Source organism: Paenibacillus sp. TSM33 (assembly GCF_056099025.1).
Genome location: NZ_JBLZXB010000017.1, coordinates 1,079,226 through 1,101,597 on the forward strand (window position 1 = coordinate 1,079,226; position 22,372 = coordinate 1,101,597).

Annotated in this window: 17 protein-coding genes and 1 pseudogene; 7 read left to right on the forward strand and 11 right to left on the reverse strand. The window is 43.2% G+C overall.

Annotation, left to right across the window (positions count from 1 at the left end; all coding sequences use genetic code 11):
• The first annotated feature begins 173 nt into the window (after nucleotides 1–173).
• Nucleotides 174–1,253, forward strand: coding sequence for a M42 family metallopeptidase (locus tag ACN6NF_RS16735; protein ID WP_474318672.1), 1,080 nt, complete (start codon nucleotides 174–176; stop codon nucleotides 1,251–1,253).
• Between the two features lie 113 nt (nucleotides 1,254–1,366).
• Here the strand turns inward: ACN6NF_RS16735 and ACN6NF_RS16740 are convergent, their stop codons facing one another.
• Nucleotides 1,367–2,083 carry a metal-dependent hydrolase gene (locus ACN6NF_RS16740; protein WP_474318673.1) on the reverse strand — a complete coding sequence of 239 codons (717 nt, stop codon included), beginning with the start codon at nucleotides 2,081–2,083 and terminating at the stop codon, nucleotides 1,367–1,369.
• Between the two features lie 349 nt (nucleotides 2,084–2,432).
• Between ACN6NF_RS16740 and exlX the strand changes: the two genes are divergently transcribed.
• Together exlX and ACN6NF_RS16750 are read left to right on the forward strand one after the other, a co-directional pair.
• Entirely contained in the window at nucleotides 2,433–3,146 is a 714-nt protein-coding gene (exlX, locus tag ACN6NF_RS16745) for an expansin ExlX (RefSeq protein ID WP_474318674.1), read from the forward strand.
• A 229-nt stretch (nucleotides 3,147–3,375) separates the two neighbouring features.
• Complete coding sequence (locus ACN6NF_RS16750) at nucleotides 3,376–5,637, forward strand: AraC family transcriptional regulator (RefSeq protein WP_474318676.1); 2,262 nt, start codon at nucleotides 3,376–3,378, stop codon at nucleotides 5,635–5,637.
• A 73-nt stretch (nucleotides 5,638–5,710) separates the two neighbouring features.
• On the opposite strand, the gene ACN6NF_RS16755 is transcribed toward ACN6NF_RS16750, so the two are convergent.
• The 5 genes from ACN6NF_RS16755 to ACN6NF_RS16775 all read right to left on the reverse strand — a co-directional run bounded on the left by ACN6NF_RS16755 (nucleotide 5,711) and on the right by ACN6NF_RS16775 (nucleotide 11,347).
• On the reverse strand, nucleotides 5,711–7,252 hold the full coding sequence (locus ACN6NF_RS16755; RefSeq protein ID WP_474318677.1) for an extracellular solute-binding protein: 1,542 nt from the start codon (nucleotides 7,250–7,252) through the stop codon (nucleotides 5,711–5,713).
• A gap of 111 nt (nucleotides 7,253–7,363) precedes the next feature.
• Nucleotides 7,364–8,257, reverse strand: a complete 894-nt coding sequence (locus ACN6NF_RS16760; RefSeq protein ID WP_474318678.1) for a carbohydrate ABC transporter permease — start codon at nucleotides 8,255–8,257, stop codon at nucleotides 7,364–7,366.
• A gap of 18 nt (nucleotides 8,258–8,275) precedes the next feature.
• Entirely contained in the window at nucleotides 8,276–9,268 is a 993-nt protein-coding gene (locus ACN6NF_RS16765) for an ABC transporter permease (RefSeq protein WP_474318679.1), read from the reverse strand.
• 234 nt (nucleotides 9,269–9,502) lie between these two features.
• On the reverse strand, nucleotides 9,503–10,279 hold the full coding sequence (locus tag ACN6NF_RS16770) for an NAD-dependent epimerase/dehydratase family protein (RefSeq protein ID WP_474318680.1): 777 nt from the start codon (nucleotides 10,277–10,279) through the stop codon (nucleotides 9,503–9,505).
• Nucleotides 10,280–10,459: 180 nt separating this feature from the next.
• Nucleotides 10,460–11,347 (reverse strand): DMT family transporter, encoded by an 888-nt coding sequence (locus tag ACN6NF_RS16775; protein ID WP_474318681.1) that lies wholly within the window; start codon nucleotides 11,345–11,347, stop codon nucleotides 10,460–10,462.
• Between the two features lie 146 nt (nucleotides 11,348–11,493).
• Here ACN6NF_RS16775 and ACN6NF_RS16780 point away from each other — a divergent pair, with 146 nt between their 5' ends.
• On the forward strand, nucleotides 11,494–12,243 hold the full coding sequence (locus ACN6NF_RS16780) for a YdcF family protein (protein WP_474318682.1): 750 nt from the start codon (nucleotides 11,494–11,496) through the stop codon (nucleotides 12,241–12,243).
• Between the two features lie 93 nt (nucleotides 12,244–12,336).
• On the opposite strand, the gene ACN6NF_RS16785 is transcribed toward ACN6NF_RS16780, so the two are convergent.
• Nucleotides 12,337–12,807, reverse strand: coding sequence for a 2-thiouracil desulfurase family protein (locus tag ACN6NF_RS16785; protein WP_474318683.1), 471 nt, complete (start codon nucleotides 12,805–12,807; stop codon nucleotides 12,337–12,339).
• A 156-nt stretch (nucleotides 12,808–12,963) separates the two neighbouring features.
• A pseudogene (locus tag ACN6NF_RS16790) lies at nucleotides 12,964–13,247 on the reverse strand (sigma factor); the annotation flags it as partial.
• A 154-nt stretch (nucleotides 13,248–13,401) separates the two neighbouring features.
• On the opposite strand from ACN6NF_RS16790, the gene ACN6NF_RS16795 reads away from it, so the two are divergent.
• Nucleotides 13,402–14,031: a TetR/AcrR family transcriptional regulator gene (locus ACN6NF_RS16795; RefSeq protein WP_474318685.1), complete on the forward strand. Its 630-nt coding sequence runs from the start codon at nucleotides 13,402–13,404 to the stop codon at nucleotides 14,029–14,031.
• Nucleotides 14,028–15,002, forward strand: coding sequence for an alpha/beta hydrolase (locus tag ACN6NF_RS16800; protein WP_474318686.1), 975 nt, complete (start codon nucleotides 14,028–14,030; stop codon nucleotides 15,000–15,002). The genes ACN6NF_RS16795 and ACN6NF_RS16800 overlap by 4 nt, the downstream gene beginning before the upstream one ends.
• 367 nt (nucleotides 15,003–15,369) lie before the next feature.
• On the opposite strand, the gene sigK is transcribed toward ACN6NF_RS16800, so the two are convergent.
• Together sigK and ACN6NF_RS16810 are read right to left on the reverse strand one after the other, a co-directional pair.
• On the reverse strand, nucleotides 15,370–16,071 hold the full coding sequence (gene sigK / locus ACN6NF_RS16805; protein ID WP_013372224.1) for an RNA polymerase sporulation sigma factor SigK: 702 nt from the start codon (nucleotides 16,069–16,071) through the stop codon (nucleotides 15,370–15,372).
• Nucleotides 16,072–16,351: 280 nt separating this feature from the next.
• A complete protein-coding gene (locus tag ACN6NF_RS16810) occupies nucleotides 16,352–16,723 on the reverse strand; it encodes a hypothetical protein (protein ID WP_474318687.1) in 372 nt (123 codons plus the stop codon).
• Between the two features lie 272 nt (nucleotides 16,724–16,995).
• Here ACN6NF_RS16810 and ACN6NF_RS16815 point away from each other — a divergent pair, with 272 nt between their 5' ends.
• Nucleotides 16,996–17,505, forward strand: coding sequence for a discoidin domain-containing protein (locus tag ACN6NF_RS16815; RefSeq protein WP_474318688.1), 510 nt, complete (start codon nucleotides 16,996–16,998; stop codon nucleotides 17,503–17,505).
• Nucleotides 17,506–17,550: 45 nt separating this feature from the next.
• Here the strand turns inward: ACN6NF_RS16815 and ACN6NF_RS16820 are convergent, their stop codons facing one another.
• A complete protein-coding gene (locus ACN6NF_RS16820; protein WP_474318690.1) occupies nucleotides 17,551–22,143 on the reverse strand; it encodes an OmpL47-type beta-barrel domain-containing protein in 4,593 nt (1,530 codons plus the stop codon).
• Nucleotides 22,144–22,372: the final 229 nt, after the last annotated feature.

The following is a 22,372-nucleotide window of genomic DNA, read 5'->3' on the forward strand; positions in this document are numbered from 1 at the left end:
CCTTATTCGTAAGTTCCGCGCTTGGCGGTTCAGATTGCTTGGCTCCTTAACATTATGAGCTTTTAGGGGAAATGTTATGTCAGGAAAATGATATCGTGGACATTCCGTACAAATCCATTCATACTGAATACATGACGACCACTGGTTAATTAATAAGGAGTGAGGTATACATCATGGAAGCAAAAACATTGGAATTGTTTAAAACCTTAACAGAGTTCCCTTCCATTCCTGGACATGAGCGAGAGCTGCGGGCATGGGTTAAAGAACGAATATCCGGTTATACGGATGAAATCGTGCAGGACCGTTTGGGCAGTCTTTTTGGTGTGCTGCGCGGGCAAGAAAGCGGACCACGTATAATGGTGGCAGGACATCTGGATGAAGTTGGTTTTATTGTGAATGGCATTACGGAAAATGGAATGATTCGTTTTCAGCCGGTTGGAGGCTGGTGGAGCCAAGCCATCATGTCACAACGTCTTCAAGTATTGACCCCAAATGGCCCAATCATTGGTGTAGTTGGCTCTGTCTCACCACATTTGCTCGATGAAGCGCAACGCAGCAAGCCGATGGACATCAAGCATATGTACCTGGATATCGGCGTAGACAGCAAACAGGAGGCGCAAGATCTGGGGATTGTACCCGGAACGGCTATCGCTCCGATCTGTGATTTCACTCCACTTGCGAATCCCAAAAAAATCATGGCTAAAGCATGGGACAATCGATATGGTGTAGGTCTGGCTCTTGAACTGTTGGAAGCATTACATAAGGAAAAGGACCAGCTTCCAAATACATTGTATGCAGGAGCTACGGTTCAGGAGGAAGTGGGATTGCGCGGTGCACGCACAGCTGCCAATCTGATTCAGCCGGATATTTTCTTTGCACTGGATTGCAGTGCTGCCAACGATATGGGTGGAGATCCGAACGCATATGGACAGCTTGGTAAAGGCGCACTGTTGCGGGTTTTTGATCCAGGTATGATTACACACCGCGGGATTGTGGAGTATGTGCAGGATATGGCGGAAACTCACAAAATCAAGTACCAATATTTTATCTCCACTGGGGGAACGGATGCTGGTCAAGTACACTTGAGCGGAATTGGTGTGCCATCCACCGTCATCGGCATATGTGGACGATACATCCATACTTCCTCATCCATTATTCACACCGATGATTATGATGCGGCAAAGGAACTGATCATTAAGCTGGTTCAAAATCTGGATCGCACAACGCTGAATACCATTATTGAACGAGCTTAAAAAGTAACAGAGAATAAGAATCTATAAAAAACAGTCAAGACACATACAACGTGCACTTGACTGTTTTTTAATTCAACTGATTTTTAATTTAATAGAAGAAAAAATAGAAGGTCTCAAATTAAATGCTTGTACCGAAGCAAAGCAATCACTACTAGTACAGCTGTTAAGGTGATACAGATATTTTCTACCTTTGCTCCCTTCCGGGTTCCGGTGCTCATTAATCTAAATCTTAGCTTCCATTTGAATGGCGGCAAAGGCTTAATTCCGTTATTCGTCAAGGAATCTGCCAATAAATGTAGCAAGTACGCTATACCACCAGCCAGCCATATACTGTCGCCATGCAAACGTGTCGTGCCATAAAGCAGCGCGGTCCATGCTACTGTCCCATATACCGTATGCGTCAATCCTCGGTGCGGAACAAGCGTACATATGATCAGCAGACACCCGGCGATATAATTCCACGGTGCATATGATTCCCCATACCAGGCAAGGCCGATACCAATTAGAAAAATGATAATTTTACGCATAGACCGTGACGGCATAAAAGAAGCGCTGATCATCAGCAAAGCCAAAACAAGATTCCAGGGTGGCGGAGCCAAACGGGTGAAAAACACCCAACCCGCAGCCCCAATCATTAGAAGCTGTATGAGCCTAAGCATTTTGTTCGGTAACGCACGGCTCACAAGCATGGAGTTAGGCTCGTCAATATCCGGCAGCAATGAACCAACCACAGCGGCTACCACGGCAGCCGGAGCCACTTCGAATCCACTTAAGGCTAATACCGATAGGGAGACCCCGGTTCCAATAATTAAATGGGCTCTTCCCATCATGATGCATAACATCCTTTCTTGCAGTATACACAGAGTCGACATCACTCTATTAAAATCAACATGATTCGATTGTATACGACAATCAAAACGAGAACAATAGTTCGCTTATTCTATTTAAAAGACTTCATCCAAAAGTCCTAGTTTCGCCCCCCATTACTTACCCTCCCCTTATTCTTTATCTGTACAGCCATTTCTCAAAAAACACGCCATATGACCCATGGGTAGGTTGACAAATATCTCCAACATTTTCTTTTTGCCTCAAAGTCCTATTGTACAATTTGGAATATTAGGTAATATAGTGTTTATATTTACTATATAAATCTATTAAATGAACAAGGAGGAAATGATTATGCAAGAAAAATCTCTGTTCCGAAAGTTCAGAAAGATTGGTCTGACGTCATTGCTAAGTGTCGTATTGTTCGCACTTCCCGCTTCAGCTGCTTGGAATGATACATACACGGGGTACGCCACATATACAGGATCAGGTTACTCTGGAGGAGCATTACTGCTTGATCCTATCCCTTCTGATGCTAAAATCACAGCGCTTAACCCCACACAACTGAATTATAACGGAATCAAAGCCGCATTAGCTGGAGCCTATTTGGAAGTTCAAGGTCCCAAAGGAAAAACAACCGTCTATGTAACAGATTTATATCCTGAGGGTCCAAGTGGCGCGCTCGATCTGTCTCCGAATGCTTTCAATCTGATTGGTGATCAAAAGGATGGAAAAATCAATATTTCATGGAAAGTTGTCAAAGCTCCGGTCAGTGGCAATGTCTCCTACCGTATTAAAGAAGGCAGCAGCCAATGGTGGGCAGCCATTCAAGTACGCAATCATAAATATCCGGTCTTAAAAATGGAAGTCCAACAAAACGGGCAATGGCTCAATCTTGAAAAACAGGATTACAACCACTTTCTGGGTACAAACTTAGGAAAACAGCCTCTGAAAATACGGATTACGGACATTCGCGGTGTCGTACTGAACGATACCATCCCAGCTTTAGCGGAAAATGGCACAGGCCAAGCCTATATTGTTAAAGGTAATGTTCAATTTCCTGACTGATTGAAGTACCGCCTCATCTCTGCTTCTATTCATTTGAACCCATAAACAGGCCGGGAACCGACGCAATCCAGTTTGCGTATGCGTGTTCCCGGTCTTTTTGCGAAAAAGTCATTATTTTTCACAAAGGATCGGTTTGTTCACTGTCCTGTTCATAAGATTATACGTATAATGAATACATAAATAGGGTGTACTTTACAGCTACGTTCACACAGACAGGAGGCCTGTTCATATGGGCAATTTCAAAAAGCATCACAAGCTACACAGCAAATTGCTGGTCAGCATTACGTTATGTATAACACTAACGTTGCTGGTATCCACCACTGTATATTATTTCTACTATATTCGCGTGGAAAAGGAGCAGGCGTTCGAAGCTAATCACAATAGCTTAACATTGAGAAGCAAAGAGGTCATTAACATGACATCTATTGCTCAATCGTTGGCATTCCAAATGTATCGCAGCAGTACCCTATCCAAGCTGTTGTATTATCCCAAGCCCAATGTATACGATGTAACCGCTGCCATGACTGAATTGAATAATTATCTTAACTCTATGCCGTATATTGAATCCATCTATGTGTATAACCCTAAGAGTGACACCTTCTACATTGCGTCCTCACAAGGCCAAAACGGGTTATTCAGCAAACATGAACTGGCTGATACAGACATCATTCGCGTGCTCGATCATTATCAGGACTACAAACCCTTTACGCCTATCCCACGTACGTATCCGTTGCTGTCTGCCCCAGACTCTGAAGCTGGCGTAGAGCAAGCAAGCTTAAATATCGCAGCCTATACGTATTTATGCTATGACGCAATTAACTCGAACGAAGCGATAAATTCGGCAGTGATTGTGAATGTGTCGGCAGCCTGGATGAACAAGGAAATGGCGACGAACCCCATCTCAGGCGGGACCGCTTATATTTTAGACGATCAAGGCAGACTGTTGTCTGGTACGACGTTGACAGACGAAGCTTTGAACGAAAAAGAACAGCTATGGCTGCATACCAGAGTCAAAAAACAGGAAACGGGTTATTTTGTAGAAGACTTTCATGGTAAAAGATCACTGATTTCCTATACTTCCCCAGATGGATTAGGTTGGCAGTATATTAGTGTCACACCTTATGAAAGCGTTATCAAAATGGCGAGTGTTATTCGTAATGCCATGGTACTGATCGCTGCCATCATCGGAATGGCAGGATTTGTGGCTTCCTGGCTGCTGTCCAAAATGTTGTATATGCCTATTGGCCAAATTGTTGTGCATATGAATTCACTGGAATCGGAGAAACGAAACAGTATGTATACGATCCGGCAAAACATTTTACGGAATGTGATTCGGGGAACCCGAAATCTTCCCGCCGGTGAAGAACCGGAACGGTTGCGCGAGCTTGGGATTACATTCCAGTTCGATAAAGACTATCGCCTTGTACTCCTGCGCATAGACGAATATGCCCGCTGGCAAAGCGAGCGTGGACCTGATCTGCTACCTTACAAGTTTGCGATCATGAATATCGCTTCTGAAATATGCGGGCAAACGTATCGGGTGGAGACCGTTGATATGGATGAAGATAGCGTCCTACTGATGCTCAACATTTTAGACCCTGCGGAACATACAGACACGGTACTACTGGAAACCCTATTACGCCAAATACGCGAAGCCTGTTTCGAATATTTGAAGCTGAGTGTATCACTGACCTACAGCGCGATTACGAGTCAACCAGAACAGCTTCATCTGCTGTACCGCCAGGTAGAGAACGCATCTATGCACCGTTTTTTTCAGGGTCATGGCTGTATTATTAATGCGCGAAACACTACAGATGAAGATGTCCAAAATACTTATGTATTTCCATCAGATAAAGAAAAAAAATTGCTGGATACGCTGCTATCTGGTCATACGGAGGATGCACACCGGATGTTCAAAGATCTGTTGATGCATATGGAGAAATATCCGTTTTCCTCTGTTCGGGTGGCAATATCCCGGCTCATTATGAGTGTGAATAATGCCGTTCGGCATATAAGTGAGCTCAATGGATTTGCTATCGAATCTAAACCTGAATTACCATCCGCAGATCGATTAGAGACCGCTGAGGATCTTATTGAACATTACCAATTGGTCTTTGAACAGGTTCGCTCCAGTCTAGCGGAAAAACGAAATACGAAGCAAGAACGATTGGTACAACAAATCAACGAACGAATGGAGCAAGCTTATACGGACCCCAATTTCTGTCTCAATCAGATTGCGGAAGAGCTGGATATGTCGCCAATTTATATCAGCAGGCTTTATAAGCAACAAACCATGTCCACCATCGTAGACGTCATTCAGCAGCTCCGTATTCGCAAGGCCTGTGAGCTGCTGGAACAGACCGACTGGTCGGTGGCTGAAGTGGCAGAACAAACCGGATTTGCAAGCAGTTCTTATTTCCACCGTATGTTCAAACGCAGCTTGGGCGTGACACCCACAGATTTTCGCCGTTCTAAAGCGAATGCGCAATAAGCGACATCAAAAAAGCAAGCCTCCATCTTTCTGGAGACTTGCTTTTCTACTTTAGATCACAGCCCTTTACGTTTTACTTGATCCCCTTCTCCTTCACATAGGCTTCCCATTGCTTGGTATATTCAGTTTGAATTTTCTCCAAACCAGCTTGGTTCGCCTTTTGCAAGAAGGTCTCAAGGCCTTGATCAACGTTGTCGATCAGTCCAGCTTGAAGTGGATACAGATACTGCTTCTCGACCTGTTCCAATGCCGCTTTTTCTGCTTGGTAGGTCGTATAGTCCTCTGCAAAGCCAGTAAACAGATCAGGCTTCTGGATTTTATCCAGCTCGGCAAAAATCTTCTTCACACGGTCAAAACCTGAATCAAACAGCATGTATTCCGGGTTACGCCAAGCCCAGCTGTTCATGCCTTCTCGAGAAAATCCATTCGTACTACCGCTACCTATCATATGATAGTAACCATCTTTGACTTCGTAGTTTTTGCCTTCGATGCCATATTGCGTAAGCAGGTTATAGCGTTTGTCCGTTACAAGCTTTTCATAAAAGGCCAATGCGCGAGCTGGGTTCGGACTGCTTTTTGGAATTGCAAAGCCATTATGAATCGGATGCACCGGAGTTGCATAGCCCGTGGTCAGCGGGAATGGATAGTACTCTAGCTTCCAGTCCGGGTGGGATGCTTTGAGCTTAATGACCATATCATTAAAGCGGGTTGGATTGTCGCCAAAAATACTCGCTGCTTTACCAGAAGTGACTTGATCCTGAAGCGTATCTTTTACGTTTAATACGTTTTTAGGAATGAATCCTTTATCAGCCCAGCGTTTGTAAGTATTCAGCTCTTCTTTTTGTTCATCTGAGCCCCAATATTTATATACCTCTGTTGGTTTTTCATATTTGATACCAATGCCATAAGGCAAAGCACCTACACTCTTCGTTACTAATTCGGTATATCGATCATGCAAATTTCCCTTGATATCGCTGTTCAAAGATACGGGCTTCATACTAGGCTCATGCTGACGTATGCCATCCATGTAAGCCTCGTAACTTTTGATGTCTGTAGGTTTAGGCAAATTGTACTTTTCGCGTAAATCCTCGCGCCATACAAAACCGTTTGTGACATATTCTTTATACGTACCAGGTACGGTATAAATTTTGCCTCCGATTTTAACCCCATCCCACATGTCCTGAGGCACAAATTTTTGCAAGGCAGGTGTGGCCTTAGGCAGCAGATCGTCTAATGGTAGGAATGCGCCCTTCTTGGCATAGGCCTGATACTGCGTCCAATCTGCAGTGAAGATCAGGTCGATAGGCTGACCCGAAGACAATAACAGCTTATATTTTTGGTCCCAGTCTGTCCACGTCGTATAGTTAAATTTGACGGTGGCATTCAGATCTTTTTCCGCCAACTTATTGATCTCTGCCTCAATGGTAGGCAGGTCCTTAGGAGCATCACCCAGCATATAAAATTGCAGCTGTACTTTCTGGGCTTTATCATCCTCTCCATTTGCTGTTTGTGCGCTGTTTCCACTACCGCCCCCACACCCGGCTAAGAGCGCCATGATAACCATTACTGCAATCAGGATGGACATGCGTTGTTTTCTTTTCTTTGTGAATGTCATGTGAATCCTCCCTTTGAAATGGTATTCTGTTTAAATAAAACGCTTACAAAAGTTGCTGCTTAGATGGCACGCCGTCAGCACGTCATGCCATCCCAGCTCTATAGTTCCGTTTTATCCTTTTACCGCACCAATGGTTAATCCCTTGACAAAGTAACGCTGAATGAACGGGTACAGTAGTAAAATGGGGCCCGTAACCACGATTGCCATTGCCATTTTAGTCGACTCTGTCGGCATATCGTTGGAAAGGGACACGCCGGTACCTGCACCCATTTGAGCAATAAATTGCATGGAGTTAATTACATTGTACAGGTAATATTGCAACTGGTATTTGTGCGGGTCATTAATAAAGAGTGAGGACGAGAACCAGTCATTCCAGTAAGCCAAGGCCAGAAACAGCCCCACAGTGGCAATACCTGGTGTAGATAAAGGCAGTACAATTCGATAATAAATTTTAAAATCACCCGCACCATCAATTTTAGCAGACTCGAACAGCTCTTCCGGCATGGAGGAACGAATGAAATTTTTCATCAAAATAATCAGAAATGGAGTCATCAATCCCGGAAAAATAAGAACGGTATACGTATCAAGCAATCCTAAATACTTCGTCAGCATGATGTACCAAGGTACCAAGCCGCCTCCGAACAACGTCGTAAAGTATATATAAAATGAAAACGCGTTGCGGTATTTAAAATCTTTGCGTGCCAGCACATAACCCGCCATCGTCATCAGGAACAGGCCCAACGTCGTGCCTACAACCGTGGTAAAAATCGTTACCCCGTACGCCCTTAACACCTCTTCAGGAAAGGTGAACACCGTCCGGTATCCTTCCAGCGAGAATTGCTGTGGAATAAAGTGATAGCCATCCCTGATAATCGATTCATTACTGGTTAGTGAAGCCGAAATAATAAGTAGGAACGGGAGTAAACAAGCCATGGATGCCACAATGATAATCACATAAGAGATGATTTTAAATAGTCGAGTGTATACATCTTCTTTGATCGCCATCCGTTTCGGTCCTCCTTTCTAGAATAAGGCATATTCGTCGTTCAGCTTGCGGATGATATAGTTCACAGTCATGATTAGTACAAATCCGAACAAGGATTGATACACGCCTGCGGCCGAAGCCATACCCACATCAAAAGTCACTTTCAAGGAACGATACACATAAGTGTCCAAAATATCAGTCGTATTGTACAGCACGCCGTTGTTACCGATTAACTGATAGAACAGATCAAATTGTCCTTTCATAATACTACCCAGTGCAAATAACAGCAGCACAACGAATGTTGACTTGAGCATCGGTACGGTAATGTACCAAATTCGTTGAAAAATGTTGGCTCCGTCTATTTTAGCTGCCTCATAATACTCGTCACTGATCCCTGTGATCGCTGCCAGGTAGATTACCATACTGTAGCCGAGATTTTTCCACAAATAGAACAGGATAATCAGGAAAATCCACACCCATGGTTTGTTATACACATCCACACGTTCACCACCAAATTGCACGAGCAGCGTGTTCAGAAAACCATTATCATAATTAAATATGTTATACACGATGACACTTAGAATAACGAAAGAAACGAAATATGGCAGGAACATCACAGATTGAGTGATCTTTTTAAAGTAGCGGCCCCGCAACTCATTCAGCAAAATAGCGAGGATAATCGCTAACACGTTACCGAGTAAGATAAACGCCGCATTGTATCCAACCGTATTCAATGTTAGTTTTGTCAGCGTGCCGGATTGCCATAGAAAGCGAAAATTCTGGAGTCCGACAAACTGGGCCTCAAAAAGGCTGGTATTGAAGTCAAACTGGGTAAATGCATAATAGATGCCGACCATAGGAATGTACGAATTTATAAAGAAAAAGATTAAAGTGGGCAACAACATCAGAAATAATACTCGATTGCGGATCAGTTCATAGAAAAAACCGTGTTTCCTGCCTGTTCCCAGCCTACCGTTCAAGCGGGAATCCGTCGTAAGCATTGCAGAATTTTTGGGCAAAGGCTGATTCAATGTGAGTCACTCCCCCTCTATATACATTACCGACTGCAAGGTTTGTAGCATCGCCGCCGTATAACTATATATTATGTAAGCGCATTCAAAATGAAAAGTGAAGCCTCTCATGCTTCATGAACAAAGGAGTGTCCAGAGGAGTGAACAATTCGGATATTTGTGAAGTTTTGTGTGATATGAGGCGCCTGATCGACGCCTTTAGCCCATTCATCAAGCATATTTGGACGATCTACTCTATTCCTTTTGCCCACCCTGAAAAGTGGTTTCATCCTGTTTCACCCGAAATCCGTTTTTCTTGGCCTGCTCCAGCAACTCAGCGGCATTATCCTGCGGCTTATATCCAATTCGTTCTTCCAAGTAGCCAATGTCATAATAATTATCCGTATTAGCTGACGTACCGTACAAATTAAGATAATTCATCTCCGAAGGGGCCTCAATACAGCAGATAGTCAGATGGATCATATCGCGCTCAGAAATCCAAATATGAGCAGCACGCTCCGAATGTGGCCGATCATCCCCAGGAAAATTGCCGATACGGATATTTATTGAAGATATTTTGCCCTGATCGGCATATAGCCGTCCCAACAGTTCAATGTAGCACTTACTCAATCCATAAAAACTATCGGGTCGGTAGGGATCTTCTACATCTATGGCTTCGCCTACTTTATAAAACCCTGTGGCATGATTGGAACTGGCAAAAATAATTCGTTTCACCCCATTTTTGACCGCAGCTTCATACAGCCTATAGGCTCCGCTTACATTGCCAGACAACACTTTGCCGAGAAAATCCCCCTCATCCTTAATCCATGCAAAATGCAATACCGTATCCATTCCACGTGTAAGCTCAGCCAATCTAGCAACGTCATGTATATCTAGTTCGACAATCCCTGCTTCTTCATCACTCATTACATCGGCAGCGGTTATTTCATATTTCCCTTCCGCTTTTAGCCCTTCATAAAGAACTTTCCCAATTGTGCCCGCCGCCCCTGTTATCAATAATTTCCGTGCCATCGTCCGCATCTCCCTTCTTTATTTGACAGTGTGTGCCGTCATTCATAGCTTAACCAACTCCCTAGAGTGGGAACCTTGTTACCATCATTCACTGACATTCACTGCATTCTGTCACCTATAAAAAAGGACTCTGCTACCTGAGCAGAGTCCTACTTGTTGCTATTGTTAAGTTATTAATTTTCAAGCTTGCCGCACTACCCTTACTCTGCGATTAACCAGATAAATGCTAAAACCGATTAATACCAGACCGATCAGCAGAAAAGCCGTAATCGATTCGTGAAGCAGCATAGAACTGACAAATACTGAAATCACAGGTACCAAAAACGTATAGGAAGCGACCTTACTGGCATCCCCCGAATTGACCAGCGTGAAATACAGCAGCCAGGATAGTGAAATTCCCAGCACAGTCCCGAATACCAGCCCTGACACATATGGAACATTCCACACGATGTCCGACCAGCTTTCCGTAACCGATCCAGCTCCTGTTAACACAATGCCTCCAAGTGTACATTGAAATGCGACCAGCCACAACGAATCCACACGCTGGTTAACCTTTTTCACATATACAGTTCCCAACGCCCAGCTCACTGCTGTAATAATGGCGATAATTACACCTGCGATAGCCACATGTCCTGAAAACCCTCCGACACTGACAGCTGCAACGCCCAGAAATCCAATAATCAATCCAATCACCTTGAGTTTGGACATTGCTTCCCCCAGCCACATCCATGCAAAAATGCCGACCAGCACAGGCTGAAGATATACCAGCACAGAGAACAAGCCAGATGGTACATACATGAGCCCTACGGTTTGCAATCCATAGAACAGGACTACGTTAAAAACACCTGAAATAGCATACACCCGCCAATTTTCTTTCCAACGAATGCGATTCCATCTCGGTGCTAAAATCGCTCCCAATAGCAGACCACCCAACAGTGTGCGAAGTCCTGCAAACAAAAGGGGAGGCGTGAATTCCAGTGCAACTTTATAGATGGGCCAAGAAATGCCCCACAATACAACCAGTAGCGCGATCATCATTATCCGCTTGGCTGTCGTTAACTCTCCCATGATGCTCTCGCTCCTCTATGAAAAAATCACTAGACTTTATATATTACGCCTACAGCATAACTTTATCAACAGAGGATTCCAGTCTTTGGCCTATGTTACAATGTACCCAATAGATAAAGCTTATAAGGATAGGAGGTTGTCTGCACTTGATTTATTTCATCAAATTTCTATACAGCTTCGTGCTTCCTCCCGGTTTGTTCATCCTCGTGATGGCAGGGCTTGTAATCTGGCTATGGAAACGGGCGCGTAAACCTGCTGTCGTACTGCTCCTTGTTACATTGCTGCTGTATGTTTCATCGACCAATTTGGCTGGGGATTTGTTAATCCGTAGTCTGGAAAAGCAGTATCCACAGCCCCGTACCGTTCAAGGCGATGTTATTGTCGTACTTGGGGGCGGAGCTACAGAGGGAACTCCCGACATCAATGGACAAGGTAATCTGCTAGGGTCTGCGGCCAACCGACTGCTCACTGCGGCTAGACTGCATGAAGCAACAGGTCTACCTATTCTTTTTTCCGGTGGACAAGTGTTTGGAGACAGTGGTAATGAAGCGAATATTGCGCAGAGACAGCTAGTAGGACTCGGTATTCCGGCAAAGGACATCTTCATCGAAAACCGTTCCTTAAATACACAGCAAAATGCTGTATATACCTCCCAAATTTTGAAACAGCACCAGTTCACAAAACCTATTCTGGTGACCTCCGCATTCCATATGCCCCGTGCTGCACTGGAATTTCAGCGTGCAGGTATGCAAGCCACAGCTTATCCAACCGACTATCTGGCAAGTGAAAAGCTGTCACTGTATGCTGCCAAGCTCTCACCGTCGGCTGGAGCCATATCTACAACTGGGACAGCCCTCAAGGAGTATTTAGGGATTTTGGCATTAAAGCTTAAATAATATTGATACGTGGGTGTAAAACGGACACAGCACAAACAAGCGTCTTGCGCTCACAGCTATAAGCCAGTAAGCGACAAGACGCTTAATTTACTATTACATATTCTCCTGCAAGAAAATCTCCGATATTTGTTCTTCCGATATAACCTTAAAGCCCTCCCTTTTTAACAAAGCTGAGGTTACCCCGTTGCCTGCGATTTTACGGTTTTCGAATGCCCCATTATAGATCGCTGCCGATCCGCAGGACGGACTGTTTTCTTTTAAAACAATAAGTGACGCGTTAACCTCTCTGGCTATATGTAAAGCTTCGTACGCACCTCTAATGTACATATCACTGACATCATTGCCTGAATACTCGATCACCTTGGCGGTGCCAGTCAGCACATCCTCCCCTGTCCCTCCAACAATCTCAGCAGGCTCTCTCGGCGTCATAAAGCCCCCCAGTAGCTCAGGACAGATCGTCATTGCCTTCTTTTCCTCTACCAATTTCTGAATATGTACATCCAGACTGTCCGTCCCGTTATATCGCACCTTCATGCCTGCCAAACATGAACTTACCAGAATCATTAATCCACCTCATATCCATTGCTTTCACTATTAAGTAATTTAAAGTATAAACGAGTTTGATTGTAGAGTCATCGTGCGAAAATTAAGACTCGCTACTACGTCGCGCTCCGTCAGGATATTCGTCCAGCTGATGACATAAACATAATCCTGTATTCAAATCTTGTTGCCTTCCTTCAGTCTCTATAGAATCATGGAGTGATACGTCTTTGCGTGTTTTTCAGAAATTGCAAATGCATCAGGATCTCGTTTTCTATAAAACGGGCTGCAAATATTTCCAACTTGGTGCCTTTCCCAGTCTGAAAGCTTTCAATGGCCTTGATCAGTCCGATGGTACCGATGGATATAAGATCCTCCAAATCTTCACCGATGTTATTGAATTTAAGGAAGGCGGAACGTTTACTCATCCAAAATAATCTGATAAAAACAGGCCAGAGGCGCATATTGGGCAGTATACCGACTTATTTTATATGTTGAGGTTCAATCTGCTCGTAAGTAAAATAAATTCACTCTTGCTATAAGTCGTAATTTAAGATATATTATTAATTAAATAATCAGTCATTTAATTAATGTTAGTTTAAAGAAAGGGGAATACAATTGGCAAGACCCGTCAATGAAGAAAAAAGACTGGAGCGGCGTAAACGTATCCTTGAAGAAGCTGTTGTCCTATTCGCAGAAAGTGGATATTCTAATACCACAATGGCTATCATTGCGCAGAGTGTGGGAGTTACTCCTGGAACCATTTTCCAATATTTCCCTAACAAAGAAGCTTTATTCTACGCCGCAGTCCTTGAGCCTCTTGCTGATATTCAGGTGAAATCGCTTGCTTGTCTAAAACAAGAAGGGACACCAGGCGTATTGATTAAGAACATGGTGGCAGAACAATTCAACCATATCTACTCCTATATAAATGAATTGCGGCTTGTTCAATCTGTCTTAGGACAACGAATAAGATTCCCTGAACTTACACAGAAGGTCCTTGAAAATGTAAAGGTAATGACAGATGCGATTGAATACGTCTATACCAAGGGACAGTTAATGGGAGAATTCAACAAAAGCTTTTCTCCAGCAATGATCTCTCGTGCCTATATCTCTTTTTTAAATGGAGTGGGCTTAACTCTTGGAGAAAGTATTATTCATCATCCCGAGTGGGAAAATCTGAAGAAGCATGCCTTTTATTTGTTCGCACCCATACAACCTTTAGAAAAGCCGGAGGAGTCTGAATGAGTCAAACATCATTACAACCCGATCTGACAGTTAACGTTCGTGTGAAAAAACGGAAGAAAATTTTATGGAGCTTAGGAATCGTACTTCTGCTTGTAATGGCTCTTGTATTTTTTATATCTTATAAAGTAGTAGACACCTTGTTGCACCATCCTAGAGACACTAATGTCAGCTATGAATTGAATAGCGATAAAACCCCCTACGAAGAGGTCGAGTTCAAAAGTTTGAAAAATGATAATACGATTAAAGGGACATTCTTTCCTGCAAGTGGTCTTTCTGGTAAACCAAGTGATAAAACGATTATTGTCGTCCATGGATATACGAGCAATCGTTTAGTCAAAGGGCGGACCCAAAAGTTAGTAGAACATTTCGTTCCGAAAGGCTACAATGTATTGGCATTTGACCTCAGCTCGCAAGGTAAATCCGATGGTGATTTGATCACACTGGGCCTCAATGAAAAATACGATTTGCTAGGAGCTGTAAGCTATTTAAAATCCAGAGACCATACGGGTGATAAGATTGGAGTTATCGGCTTTTCTATGGGTGCTGCTACTTCTTTGCTAGCCGCAAGTGAAAGTGATGACATCAAAGCCATAATTGCAGATAGTCCTTTTCGGAATGCTGGTCTATTCTTGAGAGAGGGTTTGCCCTACTTTTCAGGTCTGCCTGCGTTTCCATTCAGTTATACATCGACATGGATGGCAAATTGGGTCTTTAAGGTTGATCTTGATTCCATATCTCCTATGGATGCGGTAAAAAAGATGCAAGACAAACCAGTTATGCTCATTCATGGTACTGGAGATCAGCAAATTAGTTATAAAAATACAGAAATTATTTACGAGTCCTTAAAAGATAACCCAAAAGCAGAAGTATGGTACCCGCAAAATACGGAGCACATCGATGCCATCAACCATTACCCCACTGAATATTTCAAAAGAGTGGATCGCTTTTTGGATGAGTATGTAGGAAAATAAATTCAATCCAAGAGAGCCGACTAGCGATAGAGCTTGTCCTGACGAAGTAAAAATACCCAATAATATCAAGCATTTTTAGCCTGTAGTGTAGAAAACCACTACAGGCTTTTATTTGCGTTTTAAATAGCAAAATAGCTATTATTTAAGCAAAAAAAACGGTAGTACGAGTACAGAGCATGTTGATAACGACAAAAGACAAGCGTATGCTGTTCACTGGTCAGGAGAAGATCCTTTTTGGAGGTCATTTGAACAAAAGACTCGGAATCGAATTAATAAACTAGAAAACAACGCGTTCTCTACAAAGAGCAACAAAGACTAGTTTAGCCCTGTTAAGGGCCTCAAGAGGCTTCAAACATCTTCTTATCCATTATCCCTTTTGTTTGTAAAATTCATGGTATAACTTCATCAGCGCGCGCTTTTCAATTCGTGACACATACGAGCGTGAAATTCCCAGTTCTCGTGCAATTTCCCGCTGTGTTCGTTCCTCTCCTCCGGCTTCCAGGCCGAAACGACCAATCACCACTTCTTTTTCACGCTCATCTAAAATATCCAGATTGCGATAGATTTTGCTCTTCTCGATTTTGAGCTGTACCTTATCTACAATATCGTCCGCCTCGGAACCGAGGATATCAATTAAAGTAATTTCGTTGCCTTCCTTGTCAGTCCCTATAGGATCGTGGAGAGATACGTCTTTGCGTGTCTTTTTCAGGGACCTCAAATGCATCAGGATCTCGTTTTCTATACAACGGGCTGCAAATGTTGCCAGTTTTGTTCCTTTTCCGGTCTGAAAGCTTTCAATAGCTTTGATCAGTCCAATGGTGCCGATGGATATCAGATCCTCCAAATCTTCGCCGGTGTTATCGAATTTTTTTACAATATGGGCCACCAATCTTAGGTTATGTTCAATAAGTGTGTTACGGGAATGTGCGTTGCCTTCGGCAAACAGCTTTAGGTGTCGAGCTTCCTCTTTCTCAGTCAATGGCTGCGGAAAGGCGTTGTTTTTCACGTAGGAAACGAGTAGCGTCAATTCCTTGATGAACAGAGCGATAGCACTAAATAGTCCGGGCACGGATGACACCTCCTGAGGTAGTTGCGAACTTACCGGCCTTTGTTACTTACCGGGCTCGCGGTCTGTTTATTGTATGTAGGCAGGTGCCCATCCGTGCCTGTACTCCGAAAACTGCTCTGTAACAATTTGCCGTATATCTTTCTGGAGCAATCTCCAATTTTTAATTTGAAACTTAGAGATCTCTTCGATACAAATCAACGCACTCCATATAGCCAGAAGGAAACACAGGATAGCTTTACATTAGTCAGCACTTGTTTTCCCCTTTTCTTTCAATAGAATATTAACTTTTTTCTAGATATGACAATGGGAGTGGGGAATAGACTATCGTATCTCCATCATTATCTCGTTTTAAAATAATAGCGAACTCAGCTCCATTACTCTCCTCCCCTCTTGGCAACGGGAAAATCATAGCGGGACAACGCAACTCATAATTATGAGGAAATTCCTTTCGAAAATCCTCTAAAGCATAATTCAGGATCGCATCTATTTTATCGGCAAGCACATGAAATCCGCCTATTACAAAATCATTGTACTCTTGGGAAGAGGTATACTTCTCAAATAATTTGGTTTTGTATTCCTCAACAGTACTAAAACAAACTTCCCAATCCAAAGGAAATACGCCATCTCCCAAATAATAAGTGTATATTTTCATATTTTATACATTCCCCTTCTCGCACCTAAAATAGTTATTCAAGTTATTCATATTCTTGCTCTCAGACTTTCTATATAAAATTGCCTTTGGGAAATGAGCTAGTCAAGAAACCAAAAATGGAATACTTTTCCCACCCCCCCGCTTCGTCTGATTTAAAATTATACTAGTTTCATTTCACGATCAAGGTATACATTCATTGAGAGTTTCATATAAATCATATACAACAACGTGTTCAACAAATTAAGAATCATAACCAAGGGAGGTAAATCAGCATGACTAAATTCAGCCAAAATCCAGACAATTATTCGTTTTCCATGGAACCTGCCGTTATCCCTGAAGATAATGTTACAACGAACGGAGATACCAAAAATACTTTTCCGAAAAATGTTTTGATCGATAATAATCTCTATTGGGAGAGCAGCTTAAGCGGTAAAGGTGGAGAAATCATCTTCAAATTAGATACAGGAAAAACGATCAATGATATCCTCTTAGCCCAGCCATCTTCTCGGGCTTTTATACTTTCGTTATCTTTTCATGGCTCGAATGACGGAGAAAACTGGTATAGGTTAGGACAAGTCGAGGCTGTGCCAAGCACTGCAAAAATAACCTATCAGTTTAGTAATGAGATTCCTTTTTCATATTATAAAATAACTGTACTATCCTCCGGATTGAATAATACAACCACCTATTATGGTATCCGATACATTCAACTAAGAACCGCACTCATCAATGGCGTTCCTGCCTACAGAGCATCCAACATAAATCCGGCTATTGCGGAATAAGCTAGTATACAAAAAAGGGGCCGGCTGATGCCGTCCCCTTTTTGACTATTTCATTTGAAGCATGTTATAAATCATCTCAGCTGCTTCCGCGCGCGTAACTTCCTGTTTAGCACGGAAGCTGCCATCTGGGTATCCTTGTACTAAATTAATCTCGGTTAGGCCGAGTACATCCTTTCTGGCCCACTCTACAATTTGAGAAGAATCTGAGTATACACTGCTTTCTTGCTGTGGTGTAGCCTTGATAATGTTATTCACCATTTTAGCGGCCTGCTCCCGGTTTATAACCCGATCTGGACCAAATACTTTGCTACTAAATCCTCGAGCGACTTGATCCTTAATTGCAGTTTTGAGTAGATCAACATACCACGCCGATGGATCAATATCCTCAAAGCCTAGAGTCACATCCGTTTCGAGCGGTAACTTGAGAGAACGAACAAGCATTGAAGTGAACTCCATACGTGTTACGGGTCTGCTCGGTTCAAAAAGCGTGCTGGATGTCCCTTTTACTACGCCCAAATCGGCAAGCGCATTTATTTTCTCTCTATTGAATGCCCGATCAATATCGCTAAAATGATTTGCCTGCGTCTCGATTGTTGAGCCTTGAAAGAACTCTGTTTTTGTTTCTATTGGCTCCTCTACAACAGTCTGAATCGGTTTAACACTCCCGGCTCCTCCTGCTCCACCAACTGTATCTACAGTATTCCCTGTAGTTTTACCATTTGCTTGTTTGGCCTCTGTGCGTTTTCCTTGACTATTTTCTGCCCAAAGTCGAACGGTATACAATTGCTTCTCTCTCAGCTGTCTCCAGATAAAACCTCGATCCTTGCCACGATATAGTTCAGTTCCTTCTTCATTGGCGAGAACGAAAATATCATTTTCATGTTCTGACTCCCAATGGATGATAAATTCGCTATTGGTTGTTTCTGTCTTCGAAAATGCAAATGCTGAAGACGGTAACGTCTCGACCTCACCTTCTGTCTGCTGGCCCTCACCGCTTGTGTTCACAGGCTTAACGGTAATACGATACAATGTAGAGCTGTCTAATCCGTCTACTTTAAACTCATGAGTGCTCGTATGACCGATAAGCATCTCGTTTTTGTAGACATTGTAGGCATCTGCACCTGGAGCTTCTTGCCACGCAATAAGCAAATCGGTATCCGTTACGCTTTTCACAACCAACCTACGATCTGGTATTTGACCTGGCAACGCACGATACGAAAAGGGAGCTATGTCACCTTTCCCCGTCGTATTCATAGTCTGTAGACCAAACAAATAAATTGTACCAGGCTGGATATCTGAAAGTATAATATGAGCTTTTTTGGTGTCAAAAACTTCCCCTGTATCTTTGCGGATTACAGCATATTGGGTAGCACTCTTGATTTCATCCCAGGCCAGCGAAATCTGTCCATTCCCAAGTTCCTTAACTTTGACATTTTGTACTTGAGGTGGAAGCGTCAGCAACTCACCCCACGCTGGTGGGCTGTAACCACTGCTATTTCCACTGCTCACTTGAAAATCGTAGTTTTTTCCACCTACTAAACCAGATACAACTACCCGTGGTTCCGTACTATAATAATTTTGACCGTTGATTGTTACCTTATATTGAGTTGCCCCATCAACCGGAGCCCATATCAATGTGGCATCGTGTTCGCGAACATCTACAGCTGCAAGTTGTACAGCCAAATCAGGCAGCGTTAATACGTTGATAGATGTATCTCCGCCCGTACCACTTCGATTGTAAGCCCGAATTTTTATATTGGCAGATCTACCTGCTGGCAAGCCCTCAAAAGTATAAGAATGGATACCACGCGGAATCTGCACCTTTGGTCCATCGTTAACATTTAAGATGTACCCTTCAGCCCCCTGCACATCTTGCCACACTACACCAACAGAATATACATCCTTCGTTACACTTGAAAGTGTAGTTACCCGATCTGGCAATGTCGTAACTCCGAGATGAGCATAGTCTCCAAATCCTGTTTCATTTTCAGCAAATATACGATAGTTATACTCTGTTCCCGCCTGAAGCTCAGTATCGGTGAATTCTGTATATACATCGTTGAAAACTGAGACCTGATCTCGCTCTAGGGCGTAGTAGGTGGCAGTGATTACAGAATTCCACTTCAAGTCGATTCCATCTTCTCTTACGGTTACATTTCGGAATCCGCTTGGGCTGTCTGGCAGACTTAAAAAAGATACATGCTTTGCTGCGCCCTCTCCCGTGTCATTTATAGCGGATACAGAAACTTCGTAATACTTACCAGGCTCCATGCCTTTAATAGAGTTATACACATCTTGTATAACCGTATCCTTAAATATGATTTCTCCCGTACTTGCGTCCGCTGCTGTAATAATATATTTATTAGCTGAAAAAACTGGCGTAAAGTCGGCCATGATTTCTGACGAATGACGAGAGACCGGTCGCAACTGAACATGCTCAGGGGCATCAGGTAACGTTAATACACGGACTCGATTAGAATATGCATTGCCTCCTACATGATTACTGCAACGCAGTTCATACTCATATTCATGCCCTCCTAATAGCCCTGTATCTGTAAAAGAATTTGTCGGATGGTTAACATCCCAAACCTTATTTGTTGTTAGATTCCGGACTGTATAGACATAACCATCGGCAAGCCCGGAAGGGAGAGTCCATTGCAAATCAACCTCTTTGTTGCGTACAGATGTCGCCGAAAGCACAACCGGCTGCGGTTGCTTTTGAATGCGAAGTGCACTGCTGACCGTTTCATACATGTTTCCTGCCTGGTCTTTCACCTTCGCATGGACATACCATTCACCTTCATTTGAAAGATCCAGCTGGACTATTGGTTCGGCTGCAGCCTCCCAGTTTTCGGGTGAATCGGAGCTGTTCGTGATTTTATACTGCATTGTTGATGGATCAATCCCCGAGTACTGGTCACCATATTGTATCCTCACATGAATTGAGGCATCTTTCCATTCACGTGCATTGGGTGTCAGTTGAATGCTCGGCGGCTCCAAATCGATATAAGATATTGCGGTCACCGGAACGCTTCGATTTCCAGCTGCATCTACAGCTTGAGCAGTTACTTCTACAATCCCCGAACTATTTAATATTCCCGATGAACCAGGTACATAAGCGCCAGAACCCAATTGATATTCATAATAAACGGCTGTAGTATCCGTTGCACCCGAGAGCGTAAATTGTACTGGTTTATTAATATATCGGGTAAGATTTGTCACCTCAGAAAACGTAACTTTCGGAGGGGTTGGTTGAGTACGATCAATCATGACCGATTGAGTCACAATTGGACTAGACACACCAAGATTATTGATTGTCCGTGCTGATAGTTCGTAACTCCCTTCTGCATTTAATGTGAAAGTGCCATTGTATGTCAGCCACTCCCCTGTTGGACTCAAACGATACTGTGTCTTCTTAATTCCATTTGTAGAGTCACTTCCTGACTCAATGGCAATGTCCACGTCACGGTTCGTTGGACCCGTTTCGCTAGCCCGTATAACAGGAGCCGTCGGCCCCTTTTTATCAACGGTGACTTCCTTGCTTACCTCCCGGCTCACATTACCGACACTATCAATGGAACGAGCATAAATCGTGCTTTTGCCATCTTGATTGACATGAAATACTCCACCATAATCCTGCCAAGCCTGATTTACAACGCCGGTCAACCGAAATTGAGTATGGGCTAGTCCAGAATAATCGTCTGCACCCGGTTGTAATGAAATGGTATATTCATTACTGTTTCCTGTTGCGTCTATAATGGGGGCAGTTGGTGGCATCCTGTCTATTCGGACATTCGCGGAAGAAAGACCACTATACTGGTTATGCACGTCCACTGTGCGCGCATAAATTGTATTTACACCATGATCATTGACAGTGAAGGGACCAATATATTGCTGAAATGCTCCTCCATTCAGGCTATATTCATAGTACTTTAATCCTTCAGGAGCCACATCCCCATCAATCCACACGGTTACAGGCTCTTTGGTCCACCCTGTAACAGCCTGTCCCTCTGCACCAGCATGAATCTGGGGTGGTTTAGGCATCAAGTCTGATTTGGGAATAATACGAATTCCAAACTTGGATATTTCATCACTTGTCTGTTGACTAGTTCCCATCGCTCTGAAATATCGTACATCCCTTAATGTAATAGAGTCGGTGATATCTATCCATTTTCCCTGGTAATAGCTATTGGCATAGAATTTCGTTACATTAGTCCATGTATATAAATTCGTTCCGTTGGGTCTCCAGCTGTCGCCTGCGGCGGCATTAGATGTATATATATCTGTATGATAAGACCCCTCAATGTAAACAAAAACCCTGTAATCAGAAGTCTTAATAGATCTTCCAATATCAATAAAACGATTTGTCGGCTGTGCCGTCCCATCACATTTATACCTTGCCGAGCCCATGCCAGTGTATACTTCCGTTGCTCCTATCCCACTTCCTGACCAAGAGCCCCAACTGTCGCCCCCACCTGGCAAATTGTTTTGGCAAAAAGGGCCTCCTATGATTTCTTGGGTAGCAGCTGATACCCTTTGCGGGAATATAGGAATGGTCATCAATAAGAGGAGTAAAGCCAGTGCTCCATACACCCATTTACTGTGCTTCCTAACCCTTCGTTTATTTTTTCGATACATATCACTTCTCCTTACTTTATTTTATTTTCAAAGATTTCTACGTACTCGCTTTGACTAAAATAGAAAAAGCACCCCAAACCAAGGCAATAATGCCTAAGTTTGAGGTGCTTCCTCAAGTTCACGAGTATGTTTTGAAGCTATTATACTTCGTTCCAAGCAGGATGTAAACAGAACAGCAAAATGAACTGTAATAAATTCTCGAATTTCTCATCTCAGCGATCGTTTTGAA

Coding starts and splice junctions, on each gene's coding strand:
- ACN6NF_RS16740 (WP_474318673.1), bottom strand. CDS start 2,083: ATGATGGGAAGAGCCCATTTAATTATTGGAACCGGGGTCTCCCTATCG.
- ACN6NF_RS16810 (WP_474318687.1), bottom strand. CDS start 16,723: ATGAAAATATACACTTATTATTTGGGAGATGGCGTATTTCCTTTGGAT.
- ACN6NF_RS16785 (WP_474318683.1), bottom strand. CDS start 12,807: ATGATTCTGGTAAGTTCATGTTTGGCAGGCATGAAGGTGCGATATAAC.
- ACN6NF_RS16755 (WP_474318677.1), bottom strand. CDS start 7,252: ATGACATTCACAAAGAAAAGAAAACAACGCATGTCCATCCTGATTGCA.
- ACN6NF_RS16735 (WP_474318672.1), top strand. CDS start 174: ATGGAAGCAAAAACATTGGAATTGTTTAAAACCTTAACAGAGTTCCCT.
- ACN6NF_RS16775 (WP_474318681.1), bottom strand. CDS start 11,347: ATGGGAGAGTTAACGACAGCCAAGCGGATAATGATGATCGCGCTACTG.
- ACN6NF_RS16750 (WP_474318676.1), top strand. CDS start 3,376: ATGGGCAATTTCAAAAAGCATCACAAGCTACACAGCAAATTGCTGGTC.
- ACN6NF_RS16770 (WP_474318680.1), bottom strand. CDS start 10,279: ATGGCACGGAAATTATTGATAACAGGGGCGGCGGGCACAATTGGGAAA.
- ACN6NF_RS16760 (WP_474318678.1), bottom strand. CDS start 8,257: ATGGCGATCAAAGAAGATGTATACACTCGACTATTTAAAATCATCTCT.
- ACN6NF_RS16800 (WP_474318686.1), top strand. CDS start 14,028: ATGAGTCAAACATCATTACAACCCGATCTGACAGTTAACGTTCGTGTG.
- ACN6NF_RS16820 (WP_474318690.1), bottom strand. CDS start 22,143: ATGTATCGAAAAAATAAACGAAGGGTTAGGAAGCACAGTAAATGGGTG.
- exlX (WP_474318674.1), top strand. CDS start 2,433: ATGCAAGAAAAATCTCTGTTCCGAAAGTTCAGAAAGATTGGTCTGACG.
- ACN6NF_RS16815 (WP_474318688.1), top strand. CDS start 16,996: ATGACTAAATTCAGCCAAAATCCAGACAATTATTCGTTTTCCATGGAA.